At 75.1% G+C, this 16552-nt stretch carries 17 protein-coding genes; 15 read left to right on the plus strand and 2 right to left on the minus strand.

Translation table 11 applies throughout. The features are described from left to right. Window positions 1-23: 23 nt before the first annotated feature. Window positions 24-905 (minus strand): nucleotidyltransferase domain-containing protein, encoded by an 882-nt coding sequence (locus ACI79V_RS09700; RefSeq protein ID WP_456888710.1) that lies wholly within the window; start codon window positions 903-905, stop codon window positions 24-26. A gap of 47 nt (window positions 906-952) precedes the next feature. Beyond that, window positions 953-2227 (minus strand): isochorismate synthase, encoded by a 1275-nt coding sequence (locus ACI79V_RS09705; protein ID WP_456888711.1) that lies wholly within the window; start codon window positions 2225-2227, stop codon window positions 953-955. Between the two features lie 36 nt (window positions 2228-2263). Here ACI79V_RS09705 and ACI79V_RS09710 point away from each other — a divergent pair, with 36 nt between their 5' ends. The 15 genes from ACI79V_RS09710 (at window position 2264) to nuoK (ending at window position 16548) form a co-directional block, all read left to right on the plus strand. Beyond that, window positions 2264-2983, plus strand: coding sequence for a demethylmenaquinone methyltransferase (locus tag ACI79V_RS09710; protein ID WP_456888712.1), 720 nt, complete (start codon window positions 2264-2266; stop codon window positions 2981-2983). Window positions 2984-3026: 43 nt separating this feature from the next. After that, complete coding sequence (locus ACI79V_RS09715; protein ID WP_170149164.1) at window positions 3027-3173, plus strand: hypothetical protein; 147 nt, start codon at window positions 3027-3029, stop codon at window positions 3171-3173. An 11-nt stretch (window positions 3174-3184) separates the two neighbouring features. Then, window positions 3185-3847, plus strand: a complete 663-nt coding sequence (locus ACI79V_RS09720; protein WP_456888713.1) for a phosphoribosyltransferase — start codon at window positions 3185-3187, stop codon at window positions 3845-3847. 97 nt (window positions 3848-3944) lie between these two features. Beyond that, window positions 3945-5219 carry a geranylgeranyl reductase family protein gene (locus ACI79V_RS09725; RefSeq protein WP_456888716.1) on the plus strand — a complete coding sequence of 425 codons (1275 nt, stop codon included), beginning with the start codon at window positions 3945-3947 and terminating at the stop codon, window positions 5217-5219. A gap of 154 nt (window positions 5220-5373) precedes the next feature. After that, window positions 5374-5736: an NADH-quinone oxidoreductase subunit A gene (locus ACI79V_RS09730; RefSeq protein WP_456888718.1), complete on the plus strand. Its 363-nt coding sequence runs from the start codon at window positions 5374-5376 to the stop codon at window positions 5734-5736. Window positions 5737-5778: 42 nt separating this feature from the next. Beyond that, a complete protein-coding gene (locus ACI79V_RS09735; RefSeq protein WP_456888721.1) occupies window positions 5779-6456 on the plus strand; it encodes a NuoB/complex I 20 kDa subunit family protein in 678 nt (225 codons plus the stop codon). Beyond that, window positions 6453-7190, plus strand: a complete 738-nt coding sequence (locus ACI79V_RS09740; protein WP_456888723.1) for an NADH-quinone oxidoreductase subunit C — start codon at window positions 6453-6455, stop codon at window positions 7188-7190. The genes ACI79V_RS09735 and ACI79V_RS09740 overlap by 4 nt, the downstream gene beginning before the upstream one ends. Then, a complete protein-coding gene (locus ACI79V_RS09745; protein WP_456874346.1) occupies window positions 7187-8509 on the plus strand; it encodes an NADH-quinone oxidoreductase subunit D in 1323 nt (440 codons plus the stop codon). Before ACI79V_RS09740 ends, ACI79V_RS09745 begins: the two co-directional genes overlap by 4 nt. Continuing rightward, window positions 8506-9525, plus strand: a complete 1020-nt coding sequence (gene nuoE / locus ACI79V_RS09750; protein WP_456888724.1) for an NADH-quinone oxidoreductase subunit NuoE — start codon at window positions 8506-8508, stop codon at window positions 9523-9525. The genes ACI79V_RS09745 and nuoE overlap by 4 nt, the downstream gene beginning before the upstream one ends. 3 nt (window positions 9526-9528) lie before the next feature. After that, complete coding sequence (gene nuoF, locus ACI79V_RS09755) at window positions 9529-10857, plus strand: NADH-quinone oxidoreductase subunit NuoF (RefSeq protein ID WP_456888727.1); 1329 nt, start codon at window positions 9529-9531, stop codon at window positions 10855-10857. Further along, window positions 10854-13328 carry an NADH-quinone oxidoreductase subunit G gene (locus ACI79V_RS09760; RefSeq protein WP_456888728.1) on the plus strand — a complete coding sequence of 825 codons (2475 nt, stop codon included), beginning with the start codon at window positions 10854-10856 and terminating at the stop codon, window positions 13326-13328. Before nuoF ends, ACI79V_RS09760 begins: the two co-directional genes overlap by 4 nt. Further along, window positions 13325-14836, plus strand: coding sequence for an NADH-quinone oxidoreductase subunit NuoH (gene nuoH, locus ACI79V_RS09765; RefSeq protein ID WP_456888731.1), 1512 nt, complete (start codon window positions 13325-13327; stop codon window positions 14834-14836). Before ACI79V_RS09760 ends, nuoH begins: the two co-directional genes overlap by 4 nt. After that, window positions 14829-15467 (plus strand): NADH-quinone oxidoreductase subunit NuoI, encoded by a 639-nt coding sequence (nuoI, locus tag ACI79V_RS09770; RefSeq protein ID WP_456874341.1) that lies wholly within the window; start codon window positions 14829-14831, stop codon window positions 15465-15467. Before nuoH ends, nuoI begins: the two co-directional genes overlap by 8 nt. Beyond that, complete coding sequence (locus tag ACI79V_RS09775) at window positions 15464-16252, plus strand: NADH-quinone oxidoreductase subunit J (protein WP_456888733.1); 789 nt, start codon at window positions 15464-15466, stop codon at window positions 16250-16252. The genes nuoI and ACI79V_RS09775 overlap by 4 nt, the downstream gene beginning before the upstream one ends. Beyond that, entirely contained in the window at window positions 16249-16548 is a 300-nt protein-coding gene (gene nuoK, locus ACI79V_RS09780) for an NADH-quinone oxidoreductase subunit NuoK (RefSeq protein ID WP_456874339.1), read from the plus strand. The genes ACI79V_RS09775 and nuoK overlap by 4 nt, the downstream gene beginning before the upstream one ends. Window positions 16549-16552 lie beyond the last annotated feature (4 nt).

Below are 16552 nucleotides of genomic sequence, written 5' to 3' on the forward strand. Positions count from 1 at the left end.
CGGGGCCCTCGTCGTCGGACCGGTCAGCGGCCGCGAGCCGTCCAGTGGGCGAGGTACGAGCGGTGCAGCCACGCGTCCACCCAGGCGCGGTCGGGCGCGGCCGGCACCGCCGGGCTGTCGCGCAGCGCCAGCAGCCGGGCCTCGGCGTCGTCGACCGCGGCGACCACCTCGGCCAGCGGTACCTCGCCCCGGCGGATGCTCCGCAGGTACGTGCGGTGGGGCTCGGGCACCGGCAGGGTGATCCGGCCGGTCGTCAGCAACTCCACCCCCTGGATGCCCAGCCGCAGCGCGTGCATCGCGTACTTGACGTCGAACCCGTGCGCGGCGACGAGTCCAGGGCGGTTCGTGTGCGCGCCGGCTGCGCCGGTCATCGCCGCCCGCTGGCCCCTCAGGTAGCCGAGGAAGCGGTCGGCGGCCACGCGGGAGACGAACCGGTCGGCGTGCGCCACCAGGTCCGCGCCCGCGGCGTCGCGGACGACGACCTCCTCGTCGGGCACGAACAGCAGCAGCAGGACGGTGGGGTTGCCGCCCAGCGCCAGCCGCGCCCACTTCCGCGCCGCGTACACCACGACGTCGAGGTCGCCGGCGCCCGACCGGTTGGCGAGCCCGCCGGGGCGGTCCCACGCGGTGTGCCGGTGGTACTGCTCGAACGGCACGGTCACCGGCGTCGAGAGCCCGGCGGGCACGCGCGCGGTGCCGGTGACGTACTCGGGCGGCTCGAGGCAGATGCCCATCTCGTCGCGGTCGTCCTGCCCCGTCACCGACGTGCCGTGCACGCCGGACCCCACCTGCGCGCGGAGGATCGTCCCCTGCTCGGCGATCTCCCGCGCCCGCGCCGAGGCGTGCGGGTGGTCGAAGGGCGACGGGAGGGAGCGGTCGCCGGCGATGGTCGGGACGGCGGTCACCGGGCCACCCAACCAGCCCGGACGCCGGCCGCCGACCCGTTTCCGGCTCAGCTCTCCAGGGCGGCCTGGAACGCGGCGAACTTCGACTGGGTCTCGGCGAGCTCGGCCGCGGGGTCGGAGCCCGCGACGATGCCGCACCCGGCGAACAGCCGCGCGGTGCACGGGTCGTCCTCGCCGAGCCGGGCACAGCGCAGGGCCAGGCCGAACTCACCGTCGCCGCGGGCGTCGAGCCAGCCGACCGGTCCGGCGTAGCGGCCGCGGTCCATGCCCTCGAGCTCGGCGATCAGCGCGGTGGCCACGTCGGGCGGCGTGCCGCCCACCGCGGCGGTCGGGTGCACCGCCTCGACCAGCTCCAGCAGCCCGGCGCGGCCGCGCGCGCCCGAGCGCCGCTGCGTGCCGGTGACGTCGGTGGCCAGGTGCCGCACGTTCGCCAGCGTCAGCAGCGACGGGGCCTCCGGCACCGAGAGGGCGGTGCAGAACGGGTCGAGCGCCCGCACCAGCGAGTCGACGGCGAGGGCGTGCTCGGCGCGGTCCTTGGCGCTGCTCATCAGCCCGGCGGCCAGCCGCTCGTCGTCGGCGCCCGCGCCCCGCGGGGCGGTGCCGGCCAGCACCCGCGCCGACAGCTGCCGCCCGGTGCGGCGCAGCAGCAGCTCGGGGGTGGCGCCGAGCAGCCCGTCGACGGCGAAGGTCCAGCAGTCGGGGAAGCGCGCGGCGAGCCGGTCGAGCAGCCGGCGGGCGTCCAGCGGCACGTCGGCGGTGACCAGCAGGTCGCGGGCGAGCACCACCTTGGCGAGGTCGCCGTCGTCGATCCGGCGCACGGCGGCGGCCACCGCGCCGCACCAGGACGCGGGGTCGAGGGCCCCGTCGGCGTAGCGCAGCCGGGTGGGCGCGGCGGACGGCGGAGCGGGGTCGCCGGCTGGCACCTCGCGGGGGTCGGCGTCGCCGGTGGTGGTCAGCCAGGTGACCCCGTCGCGCCGGCCGACGACGACCTCCGGGACCACGAACACCGACGTCCCGGCCGCGGGGTCGAAGGCGACGCTGGCGAAGACCACCGGCCCCGAGCCGGGGACGCCCACCGCGTCGTCGACCGCGAGCGCGGCGCTGCGCGCGGCCCACCAGGCCGCCGCCTCGGCCAGCGCGCCGGGACCGGAGACCTCGAGCCGGTCGGCCTCGCCCCAGCCCACCAGCCCCTCGCCGCGGCGGACCCAGGACAGCGCGCCGTCGCGGGGCAGCAGGCCCAGCAGGTCGGGGGAGTCGGGCAGCGCCACCGTGGTGACCGCGGGCGCGGCGGCGTCCGGGGAGGTCACCGCCGCGGCTGTCACGCTCCCCAGCGTAGGCAGCCCGGTAGCGTCGGCGCCGTGGCGGACCGGCGAGACAGCGCGCACACCGCCGGACGGCGGGCCGGGCTGGACAAGCAGCCGCACGAGGTCGCGGCCATGTTCGACGGCGTCGCGCGCCGCTACGACCTCACCAACACCGTGCTCTCCGGGGGCCGCGACGCCGCCTGGCGGCGCGCCACCCGCGAGGCGCTGGGCGCCCGGCCGGGCGACGTCGTCCTCGACGTCGCCGCCGGCACCGCGGTGTCCACCGTCGAGCTGGCCGCCGGCGGGGTGCACGCCATCGCCTGCGACTTCTCCCAGGGCATGCTGCGCGCCGGCGCCGCCCGGCCGGTCCCGAAGATCGCCGGCGACGCGATGGCGCTGCCGCTGGCCGACGCGAGCGTCGACGGGCTGGTGATCTCCTTCGGGCTGCGCAACGTCGCCGATCCCGACGCTGCCCTGCGCGAGTTCGCCCGGGTGGTCCGCCCGGGCGGCCGGCTCGTCGTCTGTGAGTTCTCCAGCCCGACCTGGCGCCCGTTCCGCACCCTCTACACCGAGTACCTGATGCGGGCGCTGCCGCGGATCGCGCGCGCGGTGAGCAGCAACCCCGACGCCTACGTGTACCTGGCCGAGTCGATCCGGGCCTGGCCCGACCAGCCGGCGCTGGCCGCGCGCATCCGGGCCGCCGGGTGGGCCGACGTCGAGTGGCGCGACCTCACCGGCGGCATCGTCGCGCTGCACCGCGCCCGCCGCCCGTAGCGGACCAGGACCGGAGGGTGGCCCAGCGGACTACCGTCCGGTCATGACGACACCGACGCCGATGCCCGAGCCGCCCGGCCCCTCACCGTCGCCGGTCGACCCGATCTCCCCGCCGTCGCCGGCCCCGCTGCCGCAGCCGAGCCCCACCGACCCGACCGCCCCGCCGCCGACCGGTCCGCAGCCGGTCTGACCGGACCCGCGGTGGACGGGCCGCCGTTCGCCGACCGGCGCGACGCCGGCCGGCGGCTCGGCGCGCGCCTGGCCGACCCCGCCCGCGACGCGGCCGTGCCGCTCGGCCCGGACGCGCTGGTCCTGGGCCTGCCCCGCGGGGGCGTGCTGGTCGCCGCCGAGGTCGCCGCGGCGCTCGGCGCGGAGCTCGACGTGGTCGCCGTCCGCAAGCTCGGCGTGCCCCGGCGCCCCGAGCTGGCCATGGGCGCGATCGCCGCCGTGGGCGACGCGGTGGAGAGCGTCGGCGTCGAGGCCGTCCTGGCCCGGGTCGACGTCGACGGCGAGGCCGCCGCCGAGGTCCACCGCGCCGAGCTCGCCGAGCTGCACCGCCGCCGGTCGGCCTACCGCGGCGACCGCCCGCCGCCGGTCCTGACCGGGCGCACCGTGGTCCTCGTCGACGACGGCCTGGCCACCGGCGCCACGATGCGGGCGGCGCTGGCCGCCGTCCGCGGGGCCGGCGCGGCCGCCGTCGTCGTCGCCGTGCCGGTCGGCCCGCCGGCGCTGTGCGCCGAGTTGGAGGCCGACGAGGTCGTCTGCCTGGTCACGCCGCAGCCCTTCGGCGCGGTGGGGCGCTGGTACGACGACTTCGGCCAGACCACGGACGACGAGGTCCGGGCGGCCCTGGGTCAGGCATAGGAAGCCATCCGCACGTCCCCCGGCTCCGGACGTGCGGATAGCTTCCACTGCCTGGAGGTCGCCGCCGACCGCAGCCGAGCACCGAGGGGGACACCTCGTGACGAGTCCGACCGCCGGGGGCAGCGCCGACGTCGTCGTGGTGGGCGCGGGCCCGGCGGGGTCGGCGGCGGCCTGGGCGCTGGCCACCGCCGGACTCGACGCGGTGCTGCTGGAGAAGGCCCGCTTCCCGCGCGAGAAGGTCTGCGGCGACGGGCTCACCCCCCGCGCGGTCAAGGCGCTCGACGACATGGGCGTCGACACCTCGCCGGCGGGCGGCTGGGTCCGGCACCGCGGCCTGCGGGTCTTCGGCGGCGGAGAGGTGGTCGAGGTCGACTGGCCGCGGCTGTCCTCCTGGCCCGACTTCGGCCTCATCCGGGCGCGCCGGGACCTCGACCCGGTGCTGGCCGCGCACGCCGTGGCCGCCGGTGCCCGGCTCGAGCAGGAGGTCACGGTCACCGACCCGCTGCTCGACGACGCCGGGCGGGTCGTGGGCGTGCGCGCCCAGGCCGGCCCGGAGCGGGAGCCGGTCACCTGGCGGGCGCCGCTGGTGGTCTCCGCCGAGGGGCTCTCGGGCCGGCTGGCCAAGGCCATCGGCCTGGTCCGCCGCGAGGACCGCCCGCTGGGCGTCGCCGTCCGCCGCTACGTCGAGACGCCGCGCGGCGAGGACCCCTACCTCGACATCTCCTTCGACCTCTCCGCCGAGGGCCCCACCGCCGACTCGATGCCCGGCTACGGCTGGTCGTTCGGCATGGGCGACGGCACGGCCAACGTCGGTTTCGGCCTGCTCGACACCCGCCGCGGCGGGGACGCCGACGCCCGCTCCGTGCTCCGCCGCTGGGTGGCCACGCTCCCCGCGGAGTGGCAGCTGGGCGAGGAGCACGCGGTCACCCCGCTGCGCGGCGCCGGCCTGCCCATGGCGCTGGCCCGCGGCCCCGCCTACACCCGCGGGCTGCTGCTGGCCGGCGACACCGCCGGGGTGGTCAACCCGTTCAACGGCGAGGGGATCAGCTACGCGCTGGAGACCGGCCGGATGGCGGGCGAGACCGCCGTCGAGGCGCTCGCCGCACCCGAGGGTCCGGCCCGCGAGGCGGTGCTGCGCCGCTACCCGCGGCGGCTGCAGGAGGAGTACGGCCGCCACCACCGCCTCGGCACGGCGTTCCTCGCGCTGCTCGACCGGCCGGGCCTGGTCCGGTTCGCCACCGCGCACGGGCTCCGGCGGCCGGCGATGGTGAACGCGGCGCTGCGGCTCATGGGCAACCTCTCCGACGGCCGCGACGGCGACCGCTTCGACCGGGTGGTCGCGGTGCTCACCCGCCTGACGCCGTCCGTGTGAGCCGTGCGGCGGCGCGGACCGTGACCGGACCGTGACCCCGGAAGTGAACTCACTCACCCCCCGCGCTTCCGATCGCGAGTCGCGCGGCATAGGCTCGTGGCGACGACCTTGTGAAGTTTTTCACAAGCGCACGAGCACGTGAGGGGAGGCGCCGGTGCTCTCGACCTACGTCCCGATCGTGGGCCTGTTCGCGCTGGCCGCGGCCTTCGCGCTGTTCTCGGTGGCGGTCGCGCCGTTCGTCGGCCCGCGCCGCTACAACCGGGCCAAGCTCGAGGCCTACGAGTGCGGCATCGAGCCGGTCGACCAGCCGCTGCACGGCGGCCGGTTCCCGGTGAAGTACTACCTGACGGCGATGATCTTCATCGTCTTCGACATCGAGATCGTCTTCCTCTACCCCTGGGCCGTCGCCAACGACGCGCTCGGCGTCTTCGGCCTGGTCGAGATGGCCGTGTTCATCGCCACCGTCTTCATCGCCTACGTCTACGTGTGGCGCCGCGGCGGCCTGGACTGGGACTGAGAGTGGGACGGACGGTCACGACCCCGACGGCGAGGAGCTGAGATGGGTCTCGAGGAGAAGCTGCCCAGCGGCTTCCTGCTGACCTCGGTCGAGAAGCTGGTCAACTGGACGCGGAAGTCCTCGTTGTGGCCGGCCACCTTCGGCCTGGCCTGCTGCGCCATCGAGATGATGGCCACCGGCGCCGGCCGGTACGACCTCGCGCGCTTCGGCATGGAGGTCTTCCGCGCCTCCCCGCGCCAGGCCGACCTGATGATCGTCGCCGGCCGGGTGAGCCAGAAGATGGCACCGGTCCTGCGGCAGATCTACGACCAGATGCCCGAGCCGCGCTGGGTGCTCGCCATGGGCGTGTGCGCCAGCTCCGGCGGGATGTTCAACAACTACGCGGTGGTGCAGGGCGTCGACCACGTCGTCCCCGTCGACATGTACCTGCCCGGCTGCCCGCCGCGCCCGGAGATGCTGATGGACGCCATCCTCAAGCTCCACCACAAGATCCAGAACGAGCCGCTCGGCGAGCGGCGCGCCCGGCAGCTCGAGCGCGACCGCGCCGAGGGCCGCGCCCGCGACCTGCTGGTCGAGATGCCCTCCACCGTGCGCGTGGACAAGGAGGCGCGGCGCGCCTACGAGGAGGCCGCGGCGGCCGGCCGGGCCGGGCAGTTCCTCATCGAGCGGCGCGGCGGCAACGCCGTCCTGCTGCCCGAGCAGCGCGGCGGCGCACGGTGACCGGCCCGGGCGACCGCAGCGGGGCCGACGCCAGCCGGGGCGTCGCCGCCCCGAGCGGCGGGTTCCGCAAGGGGGCGTTCGGCGTCTCCGGCAGCGGGGACACCTCCGGCTTCGGCGGCCTGGTCCGGGTCGAGCCCGGCGGCGCGGTGGCGCTGCACTCCACCGAGCGCCCCTACGGCGGCTGGTTCGACGAGGTGACCGACGCGCTCACCGAGGCCGTCGGCGAGGCCACGTACGCGGCCGCCGTGCGGCGGGTGCTGGTCGACCGCGGCGAGATCACCTACTTCGTCGCCCGCGAGCACCTGCTCACCCTGGTGCGGGCGCTGCGCGACGACGACGCGCTGCGCTTCGAGCTGTGCAGCAGCGTCTCCGGCGTCGACTACCTCGACAGCGGCGGCCCCGCCACCGGCCCCGGCCGGCCCCGGTTGCACGTCGTCCACCACCTGACCTCGATGACCTACCGGCGGCGGATCCGGCTGGAGGTGGCCGTGCCGGCGGAGGACCCCCACGTGCCGTCGGTGACGTCGGTGTACCCGACGGCGGACTGGCACGAGCGGGAGACCTACGACATGTTCGGCGTCGTCTTCGACGGGCATCCGGCGCTGACCCGGATCCTCATGCCCGACGACTGGGACGGCCACCCCCAGCGCAAGGACTACCCCCTCGGCGGCGTGCCCGTGGAGTACCACGGCGCCACGATCCCGCCCCCTGACACCCGGCGGGCCTACCGATGAGCACCACCTACGACCCCTACGCCGGCTCCCGGGAGACCACCGAGGGCCGGGTCTACACCGTCACCGGCGGCGACTGGGACCAGACCCTCGGCGTCGACCTCTCCGGCGAGGAGCGCCTCGTCGTCAACATGGGGCCCCAGCACCCCTCGACGCACGGCGTGCTGCGGCTGGTCCTCGACCTCGAGGGCGAGACGGTGACCAAGGCGCGGGTGGTCATCGGCTACCTGCACACCGGCATCGAGAAGAACGTCGAGTACCGCAACTGGGTGCAGGGCACCACCTTCGTGACGCGGATGGACTACCTGTCCCCGCTGTTCAACGAGGCCGGCTACTGCATGGCCGTCGAGAAGCTGCTCGGCATCGAGGTGCCGCAGCGCGCGCAGACCATCCGCGTGCTGGTCATGGAGATCAACCGGATCGCCTCGCACCTGGTGGGCCTGGCCACCGGCGGGATGGAGCTCGGCGCGCTCACCGGCATGACCAACGGCTTCCGCGAGCGGGAGCTGTGCCTCGACCTGCTCGAGGAGATCACCGGGCTGCGGATGAACCACGCCTACATCCGCCCCGGCGGGGTGGCGCAGGACCTGCCGCCCGGGGTCGAGGACTCGATCCGCGAGTGGCTCGCGGTCATGCCCGAGCGGCTGGCCGGCTACCACCGGCTGCTCACCGGCCAGCCGATCTGGCAGCGCCGGCTCAAGGACGTCGGCTACCTCGACGTCACCGGCTGCGTGGCCCTCGGCGTCACCGGCCCGGTGCTGCGCGCCGCCGGGCTGCCGTGGGACCTGCGCAAGGTGGAGCCCTACCTCGGCTACGAGACCTACGACTTCGAGGTGCCGACGGCCGACACCTCCGACGCGTGGGGCCGCTACCTGGTCCGCATGGCCGAGATGTTCGAGTCGCTGAAGATCGTCGAGCAGGCCCTCGACCGCCTCGAGCCCGGCCCGGTCATGGTCGAGGACAAGAAGATCGCCTGGCCGGCGCAGCTGTCGCTCGGCGCCGACGGGCTGGGCAACTCCCTCGACCACGTCCGGCACATCATGGGCACCTCGATGGAGGCCCTGATCCACCACTTCAAGCTGGTCACCGAGGGGTTCCGGGTGCCGGCCGGGCAGGTCTACGTCCCGGTCGAGTCCCCCCGCGGGGAGCTCGGCTACCACGTGGTCAGCGACGGCAGCACCCGGCCGTGGCGCGTCCACGTGCGCGACCCCAGCTTCGTGAACCTGCAGGCCACCGCGGCGATGAGCGAGGGCGGCATGATCGCCGACGTCATCGCCGCGATCGCCTCGATCGACCCGGTGATGGGAGGTGTCGACCGGTGAGTTCCCTTCCCGGGTCGGCGGAGGGGGCGGCGACGACGGGGCTGGTCGACAGCCCGGTCGAGCCGGCGCCGGCCGACCTGCCGCCGCTGACCGAGCAGACCCGGCTCGAGGCGCGGGCGATCACGTCCCGCTACCCGCAGCCGCGCTCGGCGCTGCTGCCGATGCTGCACCTGGTGCAGAGCTACCAGGGCTACGTCAGCCCCGAGGGCATCGCGCTGTGCGCCGAGGAGCTCGGCCTGACCCGCGCCGAGGTGGGCGCGGTCGCGACCTTCTACACGATGTACAAGCGCCGGCCGACCGGCCGGCACCTGGTCAGCGTCTGCACCAACACGCTGTGCGCCGTCCTGGGCGGGCAGCGGATCATGGACGCGTTGTCGGCGGACCTCGGCGTCCACCACGACGAGACGGCGGCCGACGGCTCGGTCACCCTCGAGCACGCCGAGTGCCTGGCCGCCTGCGACTACGCGCCCGTGGTCACCGTCGACTACGAGTTCTACGACCAGCAGGACGTCGAGAGCGCCCGCGCCCTGGTCGCCGCCCTGCGCCGGGGCGAGAAGCCGCACCCCACCCGCGGCGCGCCGCTCACCGACTTCCGCGGCGTCTCCCGCCAGCTGGCCGGCTTCTCCCAGCACGCCGACGCCGGGGCCGCGCGCGCCGCCGTCGACGCCGAGGGCCAGTGGGAGCCGACGCTGGCCGGCGTCCGGCTGGCCGCCGAGCGCGGCGAGACCGCCCCGCCGATGACCGGCCCCGAGCCGCAGCCGGACGACGCCGGGGAGCCGGCGCAGACGGTCGCGCCCTCGGGCCGGACCGGCCAGACGCCGGAGGAGGAGGCCGCCGACGCCCGCGTCGCCGCCGCCGACACCCCCGCCGAGCGGGCCGGCGCCGCCGAGACCCACCCCGACCGCGGGACCGAGTACGGCCGGAGGACACCCGGCGGCTCCCGTCCCGCACCCGACACCCCCGCGGGCACCGAGCCGGGCACCTCCGGCCAGGGCCCTGCCACCCGGGAGGCCTGACCCGTGCCCCTCACCCCCGTCCTCACCTCGCGCTGGGGCGCCGACCAGCCGTGGCGGCTGTCCACCTACGAGTCCCTCGACGGCTACGCCGCGCTGCGCACCGCGCTGACCATGGAGCCCGACGAGCTGGTCTCGCTGGTCAAGGAGTCCGGCCTGCGCGGCCGCGGCGGCGCCGGGTTCCCCACCGGCATGAAGTGGAGCTTCATCCCCCAGCCCAAGCCGGGGGAGACACCCACCGGCCCGGCCGCGCTGCCCAAGTACCTCGTGGTCAACGCCGACGAGGGCGAGCCGGGCACCTGCAAGGACCTGCCGCTGATGATGACCGACCCGCACTCGCTCATCGAGGGCGTGATCATCTCGGCGTACGCCATCCGCTGCCGGTTCGCCGTCATCTACGTGCGGGGTGAGGCGGTGCACGCCCACCGCCGGCTGGTGTCGGCCGTCGAGGAGGCCTACGCGGCCCGCTACCTGGGCAGCGACGTCCTCGGCTCGGGCTGGGGCCTGGAGCTGGTCGTGCACGCCGGCGCCGGGGCCTACATCTGCGGCGAGGAGACGGCGCTGCTGGACTCCCTGGAGGGCTACCGCGGTCAGCCGCGGCTCAAGCCGCCGTTCCCCGCCGTCGCCGGGCTCTACGGGGCCCCGACGGTCATCAACAACGTCGAGACCCTGGCCACCGTGCCCTTCGTCGTGCGCGGCGGCGCGGAGTGGTTCAAGCAGTTCGGGCCGGAGAAGTCGCCCGGCCCGAAGATCTTCTCGCTGTCGGGCCGGGTGAACCGTCCCGGCCAGTACGAGGCGCCGATGGGCACCACCATGCGTGAACTGCTGGAGATGGCCGGCGGGGTGCGCGCCGGGCACGAGCTGAAGTTCTGGACGCCGGGCGGCTCGTCGACGCCGTACTTCACCGCCGAGCACCTCGACGTCCCGCTCGACTTCGACTCGGTGGCCGCCGCGGGCTCCATGCTCGGCACCACCGCGCTGATGGTGTTCGACGAGACCGACTCGATCGTCGAGGCCACGCTGCGCTTCACCGAGTTCTACGCGCACGAGAGCTGCGGCAAGTGCACCCCGTGCCGCGAGGGGACCTACTGGCTGGTGCAGGTGCTGCAGCGGCTGGTCGACGGCCGGGGCACCGCGGCCGACCTCGACCTGCTCACCGACACCTGCGACAACATCCTCGGCCGGTCGTTCTGCGCCCTCGGTGACGGCGCGACCAGCTGCATCACCAGCTCGCTCCAGTACTTCCGCGACGACTACGTCGCCCTGCTGCCGCCCGAGGAGCAGGCCCGCCTGGGCCGCTCCCTGCGCCTCGAGCCCGTCGGAGTCGCCTCGTGACCGTCACACCGGTCTCCCCCGAGCCCGCGGCGGCCGTGCCGCCCGGTGTCCCCGGGCCGCACACCCCGCCCGACGCCGTCCACTGCACCATCGACGGCTTCGACGTCGCGGTGCCCAAGGGGACGCTGATCATCCGGGCCGCCGAGATGGTCGGCATCCAGATCCCCCGGTTCTGCGACCACCCGCTGCTCGACCCGGTGGGCGCCTGCCGGCAGTGCCTGGTCGAGGTGGAGGGCCAGCGCAAGCCGGTGGCCTCCTGCACCATGCCGGTCACCGACGGGATGGCGGTCAAGACCCAGCTGACCAGCGCGGTCGCTGACAAGGCGCAGCAGGGCACCATGGAGCTGCTGCTCATCAACCACCCACTGGACTGCCCGGTCTGCGACAAGGGCGGCGAGTGCCCGCTGCAGAACCAGGCGATGAGCAACGGCCGGGCGGAGTCCCGCTTCGTCGACGTCAAGCGGACCTATCCCAAGCCGCTGCCGATCAGCACGGAGATCCTGCTCGACCGCGAGCGGTGCGTGCTCTGCGCCCGCTGCACCCGGTTCTCCCAGCAGGTGGCCGGCGACCCGTTCATCGAGCTGTTCGAGCGGGGTGCGCTCGAGCAGGTCGCCGTCGCCGAGGACGAGCCGTTCTCCTCCTACTTCTCGGGCAATACGACGCAGATCTGCCCGGTCGGGGCGCTCACCAGCGCCCAGTACCGGTTCCGCTCGCGGCCCTTCGACCTGCGCAGCGAGCCCTCGGTGTGCGAGCACTGCGCCTCGGGCTGCGCGATGCGCACCGACTACCGGCGCGGCAAGGTCATGCGCCGGCTGGCGGGGGAGGACCCCGCGGTCAACGAGGAGTGGACCTGCGACAAGGGCCGCTTCGCGTTCCGCTACGCCGCCACCAACGACCGGCTGGACACGCCGATGGTGCGCCGGGACGGGGTGCTCGAGCCGGCCTCCTGGCCGGAGGCCTGGGCCGCGGCGGCCGAGGGGCTGCGCGCCGCCCGGGCCGCGGGCGGCGTCGGTGTGCTGCCCGGCGGCCGGCTGACGGTCGAGGACGCCTACGCCTACGCCAAGTTCGCCCGCGTGGCGCTGGGCAGCAACGACGTCGACGCCCGTGCCCGGGCGCACTCCCCGGAGGAGCAGGCCTTCCTCGCCGCGCACGTCGCGGGCACCGGCCCCGGCCGGGGCGCGGTCACCTACGACGACCTCGCCGCCGCGCCCGCCGTGCTGCTGGCCGGGTTCGAGCCGGAGGAGGAGTCGCCGATCGTCTTCCTCCGCCTGCGCAAGGCGGTCCGCAAGGGCTCGCTCACCGTGTACGACCTGGCGCCGTTCGCCACCCGCGCGGCGCAGAAGCTCCAGGCCACCGTGCTGGTCACCCGGCCCGGCGACGAGGCCCGCGCGCTGGTCGCGCTGGCCGAGGGCAGCTGGGGCGGCCCGGCGGTCGAGGCGCTGCGGCAGCCCGGCGCGGTGGTCCTGGTCGGCGAGCGGCTGGCGGAGGTGCCCGGCGCGTTCAGCGCGGTCGCCGCGCTGGCCCGCGCCACCGGCGCCCGGCCGGCCTGGGTGCCGCGGCGGGCCGGGGAGCGCGGTGCGGTCGAGGCCGGCGCGCTGCCCGGGCTGCTGCCCGGCGGCCGGCCGGTCGACGACCCCGTCGCCCGGGCCGAGGTGGCCACGCTGTGGGGCGTCGACCCCGTCGACCTGCCCGCCGTCCCCGGGCGGGACACCACCGGCATCCTGACCGCGGTCCGCGACGGCCGGCTGGCCGGACTCGTGGTCGGCGGCGTCGACCCGGCCGACCTGCCCGACCCCGCGCTGGCCGAGGCGGCGCTGGCCGCGGCGGCGTTCGTGGTCAGCCTCGAGCAGCGACCCACCGCCGTCACCGAGCACGCCGACGTCGTCCTGCCGGTCGCCGCGGCCGCGGAGAAGGCCGGCAGCTACCTCGACTGGGAGGGCCGGGTCCGCCCGTTCGACGCCACGCTGCACGGCACCGGTCAGCTGCCCGACGGCCGGGTGCTGCACGGCCTGGCCGAGTACCTCGACGTCGACCTGCGACTGCCCGAGCCCACGGCCGCCCGCGCCGAGCTCGCGGCCCTGGGGGCCACCGGCGCCCGCGCCGACGAGACCGGCCTCGACGTCCCCCCTGTCGTCGTGCCCGAGCCGGCCGACGGCGAGGCGCTGCTGGCCTCCTGGCGCATGCTGCTCGACGTCGGCACGCTGCAGCGCGACGAGCCCGAGCTCGCCGGCACCGCCCGCCCGCCGGTGGCCCGGCTCGCTCCGGACGCCGCCGCGCGCCTCGGCCTGGCCGACGGCGACCTGCTGACCGTCACCGGCGCCACCGGGTCGGTGACCCTGCCGGTGCTGCTGACCGAGATGCCCGACGGCGTGGTGTGGCTGCCGATGCGCTCGCCCGGCAGCGAGGTGCGCGCCGGCCTCGGCACCGCGCCGGGCGGCGTCGTCCGGCTCAGCGCGGGAGGTGTCGCGTGACCCTGCTCGCCGCCGCCGACCACCCGACGCTCGAGGACTTCGGGCAGGACGTCTGGTGGATCGTCCTGATCAAGATCGTCGGCGTCTTCGCCGTGCTCGTGCTGATGACGCTGTTCGCCATCGTCTTCGAGCGCAAGGTCGTCGCCCGCATGCAGCAGCGGCTGGGCCCCAACCGGGTCGGCCCCCGCGGCTCGCTGCAGAGCCTCGCCGACGGGCTGAAGCTGGCGTTCAAGGAAGACATCATGCCGGCGCTCGCGGACAAGCCGGTGTACTTCCTGGCGCCGGTCATCTCCGCCGTCCCGGCGTTCCTGGCCTTCTCGGTCATCCCGCTCGGCCCGACGGTCAGCATCTTCGGCGAGCGCACCCCGCTGCAGCTCACCGACGCCCCCATCGGCGTGCTCGTCGTGCTGGCCTGCTCGGCGATGGGCGTCTACGGCATCGTGCTGGCCGGCTGGGCGTCGGGCTCGACCTATCCGCTGCTCGGCGGGCTGCGCAGCGCCGCGCAGATGGTCAGCTACGAGATCGCCATGGGCCTGTCGATCGTCGCGGTGTTCCTCTACGCCGGCTCGATGTCGACCTCGGAGATCGTCGCGGCCCAGGCCGACGGCCCCCCGCTGTCGTTCTTCGGCCTGGAGTTCACCGGCCCCGGCTGGTTCGGGATCCTGCTCCCGGTCAGCTTCGTCATCTACGTGATCGCCGTCGTCGGGGAGACCAACCGGGCGCCCTTCGACCTCCCCGAGGCCGAGAGCGAGCTGGTCGGCGGCTTCCACACCGAGTACACGTCGCTGAAGTTCGCGCTGTTCTTCCTCGCCGAGTACATCAACATGGTCACCGTCTCCGCGCTGGCCGCGACGCTGTTCCTCGGCGGCTGGCGGGCGCCGTGGCCGCTGTCGATCTGGGACGGCGCCAACTCCGGCTGGTGGCCGCTGCTGTGGTTCTTCCTCAAGGTCGCCGCGGCGCTGTTCGTCTTCATCTGGCTGCGCGGGACCCTGCCCCGGCTGCGCTACGACCAGTTCATGCGGTTCGGCTGGAAGGTCCTGGTGCCGACGGCGCTGGTCTGGATCCTCGCCGTCGCCACCATGCGCACCGTCTCCCGCGAGACCGACCTGTCCACCGGCCAGGTGGCCGTCTTCGTCGGCGTGCCGATCGCCCTGCTCGTGCTTATCGGCCTCTCGCTGGTCAGCCGCGCCAGCAACCGCGACACCCGGCTCATGGCCGCCGACGCCGCCGCCGGCGGGGTCCACGCCACCGATCCCGACCCCGACCCCGAGGTGCTGCCCCCCGCCGGGCCGCGCCACCGCCCGGCCCGGCGCACCGGACCCGCCCGCGCCGAGGGCGGGTTCCCGGTGCCACCGATGGACCTCACTGTGCCGCCCTCGCCGCGGCTGCGCCGCACCGAGCCGGTGGGCGCCCGCCCCGAGGGCGGCGTGGTCAGCAGCGGCCGCCGTGCCACCGGGGGCAGCAGGGGCAGCACCGCGACCAGCGCACAGGAGGACTCCGATGTCTGAGCGGACCCCCGCGGGGGCCACCCCGGCCCGGCGCGGCGGTGGCGAGGTCGAGCGGGCCGGCCGGGACACCGGCGCGCCCGCGGCCCGCCGCAGCCTGCTGCCGGCGCCCGGCCAGGGCTTCGGCGTCACCTTCGCCCAGATGTTCAAGAAGGTGACCACCGAGCAGTACCCCGAGACCCCGAAGGTCACCAAGCCGCGCTACCACGGCCGGCACGTGCTCAACCGGCACCCCGACGGGCTGGAGAAGTGCGTCGGCTGCGAGCTGTGCGCCTGGGCCTGCCCGGCCGACGCGATCTACGTCGAGGGCGGCGACAACACCGAGGACGCCCGCTACTCGCCCGGGGAGCGGTACGGCGCGGTCTACCAGATCAACTACCTGCGCTGCATCTTCTGCGGGTTGTGCATCGAGGCCTGCCCGACCCGCTCGCTGACCATGAGCAACGACTTCGAGCTCGCCGACGACGACCGCCGCGACCTGATCTACACCAAGGAGCAGCTCATGGCCCCGCTCCTGCCCGGGATGGAGGCCCCGCCGCACCCGATGCGCCTCGGGGACGACGAGAAGGCGTACTACGTGCGCGAGCCCCAGCAGGGGTCGGCCGCCGAGCCGGTCACGGCGGAGCGGGCATGACCGACGTCGCCATCGGGACCGGTGAGGCCGTCGTCTTCTGGGTCCTCGGGCCGGTCGCGCTCGCCGGGGCGCTCGGGATGGTGTTCAGCCGCAACGCCGTGCACTCCGCGCTGTGGCTGGTCAACACGATGCTCGCGCTGGGCGTCTTCTACGTCGTCCAGTCCGCGCCGTTCCTCGGGGCGGTGCAGATCATCGTCTACACCGGCGCGATCATGATCCTGTTCCTGTTCGTCCTCATGATGGTCGGCCGGGACTCGTCGGACTCCGTCGTCGAGACGCTGCGCGGGCAGCGGGTCGCGGCCACGGTGCTCGGGGTCGGCTTCGCCGGGCTGGTGGGCGCCGGCATCGCCCGCGCCACCCAGGACACCCGCGTCGAGGGCCTCGGTGACGCCGGCGGCGCGGGCAACATCCAGACGATCGCCGAGGTGCTGTTCACCCGCTACCTGCTGGCCTTCGAGGTCACCAGCGCGCTGCTGATCACCGCCGCCGTCGGTGCGATGGTGCTCGCCCACATCGAGCGCGAGCCCGGCAGCCGGCAGACGCAGAAGGAGCTCTCCCGGGCCCGGTTCCTCACCGACCGGCCGCAGACCCTGCCCGGCCCGGGTGTCTTCGCGCGGGCCAACTCCGTGGCCACCGGCGCGCTGCTGCCCGACGGCCGCACCGCCGAGGACAGCCTGGCCACCGGCATCGAGCCCCGGGAGGTCGAGCAGATGCCCCGCCCCACCGGCCGTGCCCAGCTGGGCAGCCCCGACGCCGCGCTCGGCACGACGGACGACCCGCGATGAGCCTCACGCACTACCTGGTGCTGGCCGCGATCCTGTTCACCATCGGCGCGGTCGGCGTGCTGGTGCGGCGCAACGCGATCGTCGTCTTCATGTGCATCGAGCTGATGCTCAACTCGGTGAACCTGACGCTGGTCACCTTCGCCCGGGCCACCGGCACCATCGACGGCCAGATCATGGCGTTCTTCGTCATGGTCGTCGCCGCCGCCGAGGTCGTCGTCGGCCTGGCCATCATCATGTCGATCTACCGGACCCGCCGGTCGGCGTCGGTCGACGACGCCAACCTGCTCAAGTACTGACGGG

Source organism: Geodermatophilus sp. SYSU D00700, assembly GCF_054050255.1.

Coding starts and splice junctions, on each gene's coding strand:
- ACI79V_RS09735 (WP_456888721.1), top strand. CDS start 5,779: ATGGGTCTCGAGGAGAAGCTGCCCAGCGGCTTCCTGCTGACCTCGGTC.
- ACI79V_RS09775 (WP_456888733.1), top strand. CDS start 15,464: ATGACCGACGTCGCCATCGGGACCGGTGAGGCCGTCGTCTTCTGGGTC.
- nuoI (WP_456874341.1), top strand. CDS start 14,829: ATGTCTGAGCGGACCCCCGCGGGGGCCACCCCGGCCCGGCGCGGCGGT.
- ACI79V_RS09745 (WP_456874346.1), top strand. CDS start 7,187: ATGAGCACCACCTACGACCCCTACGCCGGCTCCCGGGAGACCACCGAG.
- nuoK (WP_456874339.1), top strand. CDS start 16,249: ATGAGCCTCACGCACTACCTGGTGCTGGCCGCGATCCTGTTCACCATC.
- ACI79V_RS09715 (WP_170149164.1), top strand. CDS start 3,027: ATGACGACACCGACGCCGATGCCCGAGCCGCCCGGCCCCTCACCGTCG.